This window comes from Bifidobacterium sp. LH_730 (genome assembly GCF_056355835.1).
In genome coordinates this window covers 44,134-53,326 of sequence record NZ_JBKETB010000009.1, presented here as the reverse complement: position 1 = coordinate 53,326, position 9,193 = coordinate 44,134, and the positions used below count along the sequence as shown (strand labels likewise).

The following is a 9,193-nucleotide window of genomic DNA, read 5'->3' as shown; positions in this document are numbered from 1 at the left end:
GAACGCAAGGAACCGGCCCCGGGAACATCCCGGAAGCCGGTTCCTATCAAACCTTCGCGTCGAGCCTCGGATCCGCGCCCAATGCTTGCCATCAGCGCAATAGTTTCTGCACCAGTCGCTCAAGCTCATCGATGCGCAGCGCCTGACGGGCGATGAGCATATCGCGGCTGTCCGCGCCAAGCTGCGCCTCGGCCGCCTCCGACAGCGAACGACCACCCTCGGCCAGCAGCATCTCGGAAGGCGAGGGCGTATCTTTCGCATTGACCAAAGCATCGGAGCCGTCATCGGCAAGCCCCGCGCCAATACCGGAGCCGTCATCGGCACCGCCGACATCGCCGACGCCACTGCCGACGCCCGCTCCAACGGGCGCCATGACCCTCTTCGCCAAGCCGCGCATCGCCGCATCATCGCCACCGACGGCCGCACCACCACGCCGACGCCCCACAGGCAAGCCCTTGCTGTTTTTCTTCCAGCGCGCGATGCACCGTTCGATGCGCTTGTATCCGATCAACCTCGGGTCCAGCCCGGCTCCGCGGAAGATCGCCGCCGGCGATTCGCCGTCCGCATACCGCACCATGCATTCGATGCGGAACTGGTCCGTGTAGCGGATGCGTTGCGCGCTGACCTCCGCCACCGCGGGCAGGCTCATCAGATACGCACGTTCCTTCGCGGTGAATTTGCCATCCCTCATCGCGACCACGCTCCCCGGCCGAGTGAGGAACAATCATCCCCGCTATTCGCGCTCACGGAGGAAAGGCCTAGAATGCAAGCCCCCCCCCCATCGACAAAACGCTAGGAGCATCCATGGCACACCCCTTCATCACCGATAGAGAATGTGCTCTAGTTTATGTTCTCCGTGAGCGAAAACACCCCCGTTGCTCACCCCACGAATCCCTCGTCATGCCCCTTTCGCATGCATGCGCGCGGAATTCGGGGATGATGGATGAAAGTCAAAAATGAAGATTACGCCATGCCGGCGCACACATTACCTGCGAATCCCCTCCATCCCCCCTGACGGTTCGGCGTGTCATATCGCCGAACGAGAAAACGGGGGCGGCGACACCCCCACGGCACCAAGAAATATGAGCAATCGGGAGCAGGCGGCCTCATCGGCACGCCAAAAATGACGATGCCGACGAAGCCCCCAATCCCCTGCCCGCGCAGACGACGACCCCGCCGTCAACGCGCCAATTGCGCGGCGAACCAGCCGGTGATCGTCGTCGGATGCGTGATGGCCGTGCCGACCACCGCGGCCCAGGCGCCCTCTTCCATGACCTGCCGCAATTGCTCCGGCCGATGGATGCGCCCCTCGCAGAGAACGGGAACATCGGGGAACGCCCGAACCATTTCACGCAGCAGCGCGAGATCCGGCCCATCGGTTGTGGGACGTTCGCCGGTGTATCCGGCCAAGGTCGTGGAGATCAGGTCGCTGCCCGCGGCGACCGCCTGTTCCGCGTCGCCCATGCTGCCGCAATCGGCCATCACCATGATGCCGTCCTCATGCAACGCGGCGACGGTGTCGGCGTAGGACAGTCCGTCCGGCCGCGGCCGCCGCGTGGCGTCCAATGCCACGATATCCGCGCCGGCGTTCGCGCAGCATCGCGCATGCCGCAACGTCGGCGTGATATACACGCCCGCGTCGCCCTCCTTCCAAATGCCGATCACCGGCACGCTCACACGCCCCTTGATCGCCGCGATATCGGCAAGTCCTTGGCATCGTATGGCGCAGGCGCCGCCCCGCTCTACTGCCGCCGCCATCTGCGCCATGGTTTCCGGGGTGCGCAGGGGCTCCCCCGGATACGCCTGACAGCTGACGATCAGACCGCCTTTGATGGATTCCACTATCGGATGCATGGCATGCTCACTCTCTATTCGTTTCTCGATTCGTTGCTTTCCGACGTGCGCCGATCCGCGCCGCTTCTCCGGAAGGAGTCGACGGCGACGGCGGCGCCGATCAACGGGGCGTCGCCGCCCAGCGCGCCCGCAAGCAGAGGTGTGGCCCGCACCAGCGGCAACGCTCCGTCGGCAAAACCGTCGCGCAGCGCCTGCCACCACAACTCGCCGCTGTGCGCGACGGATCCGGAAAGCACCACGGCCGCGGGGTCCAGAAGATTGCAGGCACCGGCCAAGCACTCGCCAAGCGCATGCGCGCTGGCTTGCAAAGTCGAAACGGCCACGTCGTCTCCGGACCGGGCGAGGGCGCTGACCGCGGCACCATCCGCGGCAATCCGCCGATTCCCAGCAGCCCCTTCGCCTCCGCCCAGGCGGACGTAGAGCGCGCCCAGGCCGCTTCCCGACGCCACCGCCTCGATATGTCCCTCGACCGCGCCGCACGAACAATGGAAGCCCGACGCAAGGCCATGCGGCATATGCCCCACATGGCCGGCGACATTATGAGCGCCCGCCAAGGGAACGCCATGGTCGATGATCGCGCCTCCGATGCCGGTGCCGACGCCGACGCACAGCACCAGGCCGTATCCGCGCCCCGCTCCGAAATGCGCCTCGCCCAAGCCGTGCGCCACCACGTCTCCGACCATGCGCAACGGCAGATCGCAGAACTCACCGAAGGCCTCCGCCACGCGCTGCCCGGACCACCCCGGAATCAGATCGGTGGCGGAGAGAATCATTCCCCACTCGCTATCCACGACTCCGGCGGCGCCAATGCCGATGCCCGCCACGGGGCGGCCGTTCCGGGAACACTCGTCCAAACGCTCCCATCCCAGCCGCGCCAATCGGGCGAGCACATCGGCGCCACCCCGCTGGGGCTCGGTGGGAATGGTCCGCATATCCTCCACCACGGCACGCCGGCCTCCACATCCCTCCGACAGACAGACCAAGCCCGAGGCGATCTTGGTGCCTCCGACGTCGAAGGTCAGGTATCGGGTCTTCGTCTCATCGACCATGGGCGTTTCCTCCCGATGCCTCAGACGCTGGCCGACAGAGACCGCCGGACCCGCATATGCTCGCGGAAGAAGGCCGCCATGGAGTCATTGGCCAAGGCGCTCTCCGGATCCCATGTCATCAGCGGATAGTCATGTGGCTTGCGCCGCCCATTGACGGCGCGCCAGTCGACGAGTTCATGGTCGCGGTTCATCCGGCGCAGGGCCACGGCGGTCAGCAACGTGTCGGTCTCCAGGAAATCGTCCGTGCTGGTCGACAGCCATGTGGGCGGGACCGTGATCGAGGAGAGCAATCCCTCGCTGGTGTCGAACGCGCTCCCCTCGAACCGCTCCACCAGGCGGAGGAACGCCGGACGGAGGATGTCAAGCATGCCGCTTGCATCGGGCTTCGCGCAATCGAACAGATGATCGTAGACCAGCATGCCCGACACGAATCCAACGGATTGGAACGCCGTGCCGAGGGATTCGACGCCCAGCCGCGACGCCACCTCGGCGTTGGCCTGCGCGGCAAGCAGCAGCAACCCAAGCAAGGCGCCGGCAGAATCGCAGGCCAGGAACAGCTGTTCGTCGGACAACTGATATCGGGCGCCCTGCCCGCGCAGCCATCCCAACGCACCGTTGACGTCCTCCAGCATCGTCAGCACGTCGCCGCCCGGCGCCAGCGTGTAGTTGGGCACGACCACGGCGAAGCCGCGCCGCGCCAGACCCGCGGCATAGGCGTTCTGAATCTCCTTGAAGGAATAGAAGAACGCTCCGCCGTGGATGTTGAATATCGTGGGGATATCCACATCGCCGCGCAGATACGCGGACTTCGGCAGAAACACATCAAGCCGGTGCGCGCGGCAACGGTCCGCGTCCTCGCGATAGGAGATGTCCGAGAACCGCACGACATCCTCCGGAAGCGCGCTGCGGAAGTCATATCGCCTCACATCGCTGGCGGCATAGCTGGCGCGATGGCGGCGGATATAGCCGACGAATTCGCGGTAGGCATCGTCGCGCTCGCGCAGGGCCTCCTCCCCGGGCAGATCCTCGTCCAAGTAAGTCCAGGTGCGCGCGAGACGTTCCTGAATATCGGTAAGGCCTCCGTCCGGGGCCTTCTCATACAGATCGGCCAAGGTATAGCCGTATTCCATGGATTCGTTCATCAGTTCAGCTCCGCTTTCATATCCTCGAGCTCGACGCCGCTGGTCTCCGGCAGGAACTTCACGACGAACACGAAGCCCAGGAACGCCATGACGGTGTAGAACCCATAGGTGAGCCCCAATCCCATGCCGTCGCGCATCGGCGGATAGGCGGTGGTGATCAGGAAATTGAACAGCCAGTTGGCGGCCGTGGCGACGGCGACGCCGCGGGCACGGATGCGGTTGGGGAAGATCTCGCTGATGATGACCCAGACCGCAACATTGGTCGTGGCGCAGCACACCAGGAAGAACGCATACGTGCAGACGATGCAGATCCAGGTCCACGCGATCGACAGGCTCAATGTGCCGTTGTCCAGCAGCTGGCCCTGGCTGAAGCCCACCGCCGTCACGCCAAGGAAGACGGTCATGATCAGCGCGCCGTATTTCATCAGATTGCGCCGGCCGACACGGTCGATCAGCACCATGCCCACGACGGTGGCGACGGCCGCCAGCACGGCGCGCACCACGGCGATGCCCAGGGAAGCCTGCTCGCTGAAGCCCAGCATGTTCCACAGGCTGGAATCGTAGAGCATGATGATGTTCTGGCCATTGGCCTGCGCCAGCAGCACGAAGATGATCGCGACCCAGACGACGCCCTTGAGTCCGAAGGTGCGCCCACGCAGCTCCCTGAAGCTCACCTTCTCCTCGCCGCGGAAGGTGTCGCGGATCTTCGCGATGGTGGCGTCCGGATCCTCGTCGCCAATGACATCCACCAATATGGCGCGCGCCTTCTGCTCATTGCCCTTCATCACCAGATATCGAGGCGTCTCCGGCAGGGAGAAGCACAGGAAGAACATGATGACGCCCGGCAGCGCGGTGGTGACCAGCATCCAACGCCACGCGTCGAGACCGAACCAGAGCGGCATCGCGGCACCGCCGGCGATCGAGGTGTAGATGGCGTTCACCACCAGCGAGGCGATGATGCCCAGCGCGATGGCCATCTGCTGGAAACTGGTGAAGAATCCCCTTCGCGCCGCCGGGGATATCTCGGAGATATAGGCCGGGCCGATGGCCGAGGTGAAGCCGACGCCCAGGCCTCCGACGACACGGAAGACGATGAACAGCGGGAAGCTGGTGGTCAGGCCGACAAACAGCGAGGAAACCACGAACAGCACGGCCGCCATCTCCAGCACGCGGATGCGGCCCATTTTGTCTGCCAAGGCACCGGCGAACCACGCGCCCAGCACGCATCCCAGCAGGGCGCTGGACACGGAGAATCCGCTCATCGTGCTGGTCAGGCCGAATCCCGAATCGGCGTCGGCGATGGCCGTCACCGCGCCGTTGATCACCGATGTGTCATAGCCGAATAGGAAACCACCCACAGCGCCGATTGTGCAGACCGCGATAAGCCGTCCTTTGAGCCTGGGGTTCAGGGCCGCCTGCCCTGTCGATTTCGCAACGCTCATAGCTCTTCCTCCTTTGTAAGACCGCCGACAGCCATTGTCGACGGCCCGCTCATTCTATGGGCGCGGGCCATGGCCCCGCATTCCCGAACGGCATCACCGTGTGATGGGAAAGCACGGATATGTGATGAAGGCAATGAGGGCTGCGACCACTCGCCGCATTCATCGGCGATGATGGAGATGCGTCCCGCTGCTGTTTGGAGGAGAGCATATGCGATATGTGGATGACAGCTATCAGGAAATGCTGACGCCTTCCCCGCAATTCCCTGCCTTGGTCATCGCGCACCAAGGATTCGACAGAGCGCGCATACATTGGCATGAGGGACTCGAGGTGCTTTATGTCCGACGCGGCCAGGCAAGCATAGTCCGCAATGGACGAAGATCGATGCGGCAGCGAGGCGATGTGACCATCATCCGTCCGAAAGTTCTGCATAGCATCGAATTACTGGCGTCCGCCGACGGCTCCGAGATTCCGCAGGCGTTGTCCGTCACCCTGGATCCCATGCAATTGCTGGCCATATGCCCCGATATCTTCCGCATGCAGCAGTCGGTGGATTATGGATCCTTGGAAACCGAGGGCATCGCGAGGCTGGCGCAATGCTGCGAGCATATGTTCGCAGCCATCACCAGTGGGAAGGGCAATCGTTTCTTCGAGGCGAACGCATGGTTCTATTCCATGCTGGCACACCTATTCGCCTCGGCGCCATCCTCCCTGAGGAACAGCCCGACCGCCGGGATACCCACCGGAATATCTGCCGACGACGAACGCATGGCATATCGTCTGGAGGCCTATGTCAAAACCCACTATCTCGAACCACTGACGGCGACGCAAGCGGCGGCGGCATTCGGCTATTCGCGCGAACACTTCTCGCGCCTCTTCCGCCATTATTTCAACACTTCGTTCACCGAATATCTCAGCCGCATGCGTGTGCAGGCCGCTTGCGAGCTATTGTCCGACACCGATCGCAATGTCTCGCGGATCGCGCGGGACGCCGGTTTCGCGAACACCCAAGCGCTGCGTCATGCCTTCAGACGGGACCTGGATTGCACGCCGCTGGAATATCGTGCCAACCTAGCCAAGTCGTAGAATGGTCCGCCGGATATGGACGGATAGTTCGCCGGATCATCGGACGGACAAGCCGTCTCACAGCCCCCATACGACGACGGATTTGGAGCGGGAGTCGGGCGTGGTTTCCCTTCCATCCGTCCGCCCTGGCAGGGCCAGGGACTGGGTGCGGATGGCGCGGCGCCACATGCGCGCACTGTTGGAACGGCGCATTTCGACGATGTCGCCGTCGCGCCCAGCAGCGAAGACGCTGTCCTCGGACGCGCTCTGCAAGCGGCGCACCTGCCGCCGCAGCTGGCGGTTCTCCTCCTGCAAGTCGAGGATGCGGGTCACGCCGGAAAGATTGATGCCCTCCCCTTGGCTGAGTCGCTGCGCCTCGGCCAACCGTTCGACATCGCGCAGGGAATATCGCCGCGCGCCGCCTTCGGTGCGCTGTGGGCTGACCAATCCCAAGCGGTCGTATTGCCGCAGGGTCTGGGGATGGATGTCGGCGAGTTCGCCGACCTGCCCGACGGTGAAGACGGGCAGGTCGATGTCGAAGCCGGCTTCGTCGGCCCCGTCGAGGTCGGCGCGGCCGAGGACCAGCGCCGTCGCGCACATCGCATAAAGCTGCCGCATCTGCTGGGCCACCCGTGCCATGTCCGCCTCCCTCGATTGCATCGGGCCGTCATGCTCGCCATGCCGGCCGCTAGTTCAACTACTCAATCACCGTTCCGCGGCGAGATCGCCGGGGAACGAGCCGGATTCCTTGTCGAAATCCTTCGCCGCGCGCTTCAAGCCCAAACCCGGCTTGGCGGGCACACGAATCTCGACGCGACCAACCAGATCGCCCGGTTCGTTGCCGACCTGCACGCCGCGGCCCGCGACTTTCACCTCGGCGCCACACGACGAGCCGGCGGGCACTTTGAACACGACGGGATTGCCGTCGATATCCTTCGTCTCAACCTTCGCGCCGGCCACGGCCTCGCCGACGGTGACCGGCAGCGGCATCACCAGGTCACGCCCGCGCATCTCGAAGCGCGGATCAGCCTCGACGGACACCTGCAGATACAGGTCGCCCGCCTTGCCGCCGTTCTTGCCGGGCTTGCCCTTGCCGGCGAGACGGATTTTCTGCCCGTCGCGCACGCCCGCGGGGATATGGGTTTTGAACTTGGTGCCGCCGGCGCTCAGCGACACGGTCGCGCCCTTGACCGCCTGACGGAAGGTCAGGGCGATCTTCGAGGTGCGGTCCTCGCCGTCCTCGGGGCGCGGCGAGGCCTGCCGATGGTCGGCATAGTCGCTGTAATAGCCTCCGCCGGGCCGGCCGCCGGCCGCGCCACCGAACATCGAGAAGATGTCGTTGATATTCTGCGGTCCGCCCGCGCCGCCGGTTTGGAAGCGGATGCGCGAGCCGCCGGGCCCGCCCATGCCGCCGCCGAACATCGATCCGAAGATATCGGAGAAGCCGGAGGCGTCGAATCCGCCCGGGCCTGCGCCGCCGGCGAAACGTGCGCCGCCCATGCCGAATTGGCGGATGGCGTCGTATTTCTGCCGGTTCTCCTTGTTGCTCAGCACATCGTAGGCCTCGGAGATATCCTTGAATTTCTCCTCGGCTTCCTTGGTTTTGTTGACATCGGGATGATATTTGCGTGCCAGCTTGCGGTACGCTTTCTTGATCTCGTCATCCGATGCGTCCTTGGAGACACCAAGGACCTGATAGAAATCCTTGTTCAGCCACTCATTTTCAGCCATATGCGTGTCTCATTCCTTGATGTAAAAGTCGTCAGCCATCCTAAACGGAAGGAACAGCCCCTCCCCCTGTCATCCTGAGCGAATGGCGCAGCTTCCCTTGTCATCCTGAGCGGAGGGCGAAGCCCGGAGTCGAAGGATCTCCACAGCTTGTCCGCAGAGATCCTTCGACTCCGCTGCGCTCCGCTCAGGATGACAGTAAGGGGCTCGTGACCTCAGCCCGCGTCAGGCCTGCGGGGAGGCGACGACCACACGGGCGGCGCGGATCACGCGTTCGCCGATGCGGTATCCGGCCTCCACCACGGTGTCGACGGTTTCCTTTTCGGCCTCGCTATCCGGCTTGTGCAGGATTGCGTCATGCTTGGTCGGGTCGAAGTCCTCGCCGGCCTCGCCGAACTTCTCGACGCCGAACTTCTCGAAGGCCTTGTCGATCTTCGTGGCGACGGCCTTGAAGGAGTCATCCATCTCGGAGTTGGCGCGGATACGGTCGATATCGTCGAGGGCGGGCAGCAGGGCCGTCAGCACATCGATGATGCCGTGCTGGCGGAAGCGCTCTTGTTCCTTCTGCGCGCGGTTGCGGTAGTTGATGAACTCCGCGCGTTCGCGCTGCAGGGCCTCGAGATAGTCGGCGGCCTCTTTCTTCGCCTTGCCCAGCGGGGTGAGGGTGTCGTCGGTGCTGTCGGCGGCATCCGCAGCCCCCTCCTTGTCATGCTGAGCGGAGGCATCAGCCGGAGTCGAAGCATCTTCCCCGGCGGCTTCGCCGCCGAGATCCTTCGGCTCCGCTTCGCTCTGCTCAGGATGACCGGAAGCGGAAGCAGAGGCTTCGGCTCCAGCCTGGGCCATCCCAGCCGCTTCGTCCGCGTCAGGCAGGTCGTTGAGGTAGTCGTCCTTGTTGAACTCAGCCATGGCGGGTGA

General features: G+C 64.2%; 9 protein-coding genes. 1 reads left to right on the top strand and 8 read right to left on the bottom strand.

All coding sequences use genetic code 11. The features are described 5' to 3' along the window. Positions 1–91: 91 nt before the first annotated feature. From AC1AUD_RS10310 to AC1AUD_RS10290, 5 genes are all read right to left on the bottom strand, one after another. On the bottom strand, positions 92–691 hold the full coding sequence (locus tag AC1AUD_RS10310) for a hypothetical protein (RefSeq protein WP_476574281.1): 600 nt from the start codon (positions 689–691) through the stop codon (positions 92–94). A gap of 488 nt (positions 692–1,179) precedes the next feature. After that, positions 1,180–1,854, bottom strand: a complete 675-nt coding sequence (locus tag AC1AUD_RS10305; protein ID WP_476574279.1) for an N-acetylmannosamine-6-phosphate 2-epimerase — start codon at positions 1,852–1,854, stop codon at positions 1,180–1,182. Positions 1,855–1,868: 14 nt separating this feature from the next. Beyond that, positions 1,869–2,903 (bottom strand): ROK family protein, encoded by a 1,035-nt coding sequence (locus tag AC1AUD_RS10300; RefSeq protein WP_476574276.1) that lies wholly within the window; start codon positions 2,901–2,903, stop codon positions 1,869–1,871. 20 nt (positions 2,904–2,923) lie between these two features. Next, positions 2,924–4,045 carry an alpha/beta hydrolase gene (locus tag AC1AUD_RS10295; RefSeq protein ID WP_476574275.1) on the bottom strand — a complete coding sequence of 374 codons (1,122 nt, stop codon included), beginning with the start codon at positions 4,043–4,045 and terminating at the stop codon, positions 2,924–2,926. Then, the gene (locus AC1AUD_RS10290; RefSeq protein ID WP_476574274.1) at positions 4,045–5,487 is read right to left on the bottom strand and encodes a sugar porter family MFS transporter; all 1,443 of its coding nucleotides are present in this window, start codon (positions 5,485–5,487) and stop codon (positions 4,045–4,047) included. The genes AC1AUD_RS10295 and AC1AUD_RS10290 overlap by 1 nt, the downstream gene beginning before the upstream one ends. 208 nt (positions 5,488–5,695) lie before the next feature. Here AC1AUD_RS10290 and AC1AUD_RS10285 point away from each other — a divergent pair, with 208 nt between their 5' ends. After that, the gene (locus AC1AUD_RS10285; RefSeq protein ID WP_476574272.1) at positions 5,696–6,571 is read left to right on the top strand and encodes a helix-turn-helix domain-containing protein; all 876 of its coding nucleotides are present in this window, start codon (positions 5,696–5,698) and stop codon (positions 6,569–6,571) included. Between the two features lie 57 nt (positions 6,572–6,628). Here the strand turns inward: AC1AUD_RS10285 and AC1AUD_RS10280 are convergent, their stop codons facing one another. From AC1AUD_RS10280 to grpE, 3 genes are all read right to left on the bottom strand, one after another. Further along, complete coding sequence (locus AC1AUD_RS10280) at positions 6,629–7,189, bottom strand: heat shock protein transcriptional repressor HspR (RefSeq protein WP_476574270.1); 561 nt, start codon at positions 7,187–7,189, stop codon at positions 6,629–6,631. Positions 7,190–7,255: 66 nt separating this feature from the next. Then, positions 7,256–8,281 (bottom strand): DnaJ C-terminal domain-containing protein, encoded by a 1,026-nt coding sequence (locus tag AC1AUD_RS10275; RefSeq protein WP_476574269.1) that lies wholly within the window; start codon positions 8,279–8,281, stop codon positions 7,256–7,258. Between the two features lie 222 nt (positions 8,282–8,503). Beyond that, the gene (grpE, locus tag AC1AUD_RS10270; RefSeq protein WP_476574268.1) at positions 8,504–9,184 is read right to left on the bottom strand and encodes a nucleotide exchange factor GrpE; all 681 of its coding nucleotides are present in this window, start codon (positions 9,182–9,184) and stop codon (positions 8,504–8,506) included. Between the last annotated feature and the right edge of the window lie 9 nt (positions 9,185–9,193).

Excerpts from the sequence above, each read along its gene's own strand:
- AC1AUD_RS10310 (WP_476574281.1), bottom strand. The coding sequence starts at position 691 with ATGAGGGATGGCAAATTCACCGCGAAGGAACGTGCGTATCTGATGAGC.
- AC1AUD_RS10305 (WP_476574279.1), bottom strand. The coding sequence starts at position 1,854 with ATGCATCCGATAGTGGAATCCATCAAAGGCGGTCTGATCGTCAGCTGT.
- AC1AUD_RS10300 (WP_476574276.1), bottom strand. The coding sequence starts at position 2,903 with ATGGTCGATGAGACGAAGACCCGATACCTGACCTTCGACGTCGGAGGC.
- AC1AUD_RS10295 (WP_476574275.1), bottom strand. The coding sequence starts at position 4,045 with ATGAACGAATCCATGGAATACGGCTATACCTTGGCCGATCTGTATGAG.
- AC1AUD_RS10290 (WP_476574274.1), bottom strand. The coding sequence starts at position 5,487 with ATGAGCGTTGCGAAATCGACAGGGCAGGCGGCCCTGAACCCCAGGCTC.
- AC1AUD_RS10285 (WP_476574272.1), top strand. The coding sequence starts at position 5,696 with ATGCGATATGTGGATGACAGCTATCAGGAAATGCTGACGCCTTCCCCG.
- AC1AUD_RS10280 (WP_476574270.1), bottom strand. The coding sequence starts at position 7,189 with ATGGCACGGGTGGCCCAGCAGATGCGGCAGCTTTATGCGATGTGCGCG.
- AC1AUD_RS10275 (WP_476574269.1), bottom strand. The coding sequence starts at position 8,281 with ATGGCTGAAAATGAGTGGCTGAACAAGGATTTCTATCAGGTCCTTGGT.
- grpE (WP_476574268.1), bottom strand. The coding sequence starts at position 9,184 with ATGGCTGAGTTCAACAAGGACGACTACCTCAACGACCTGCCTGACGCG.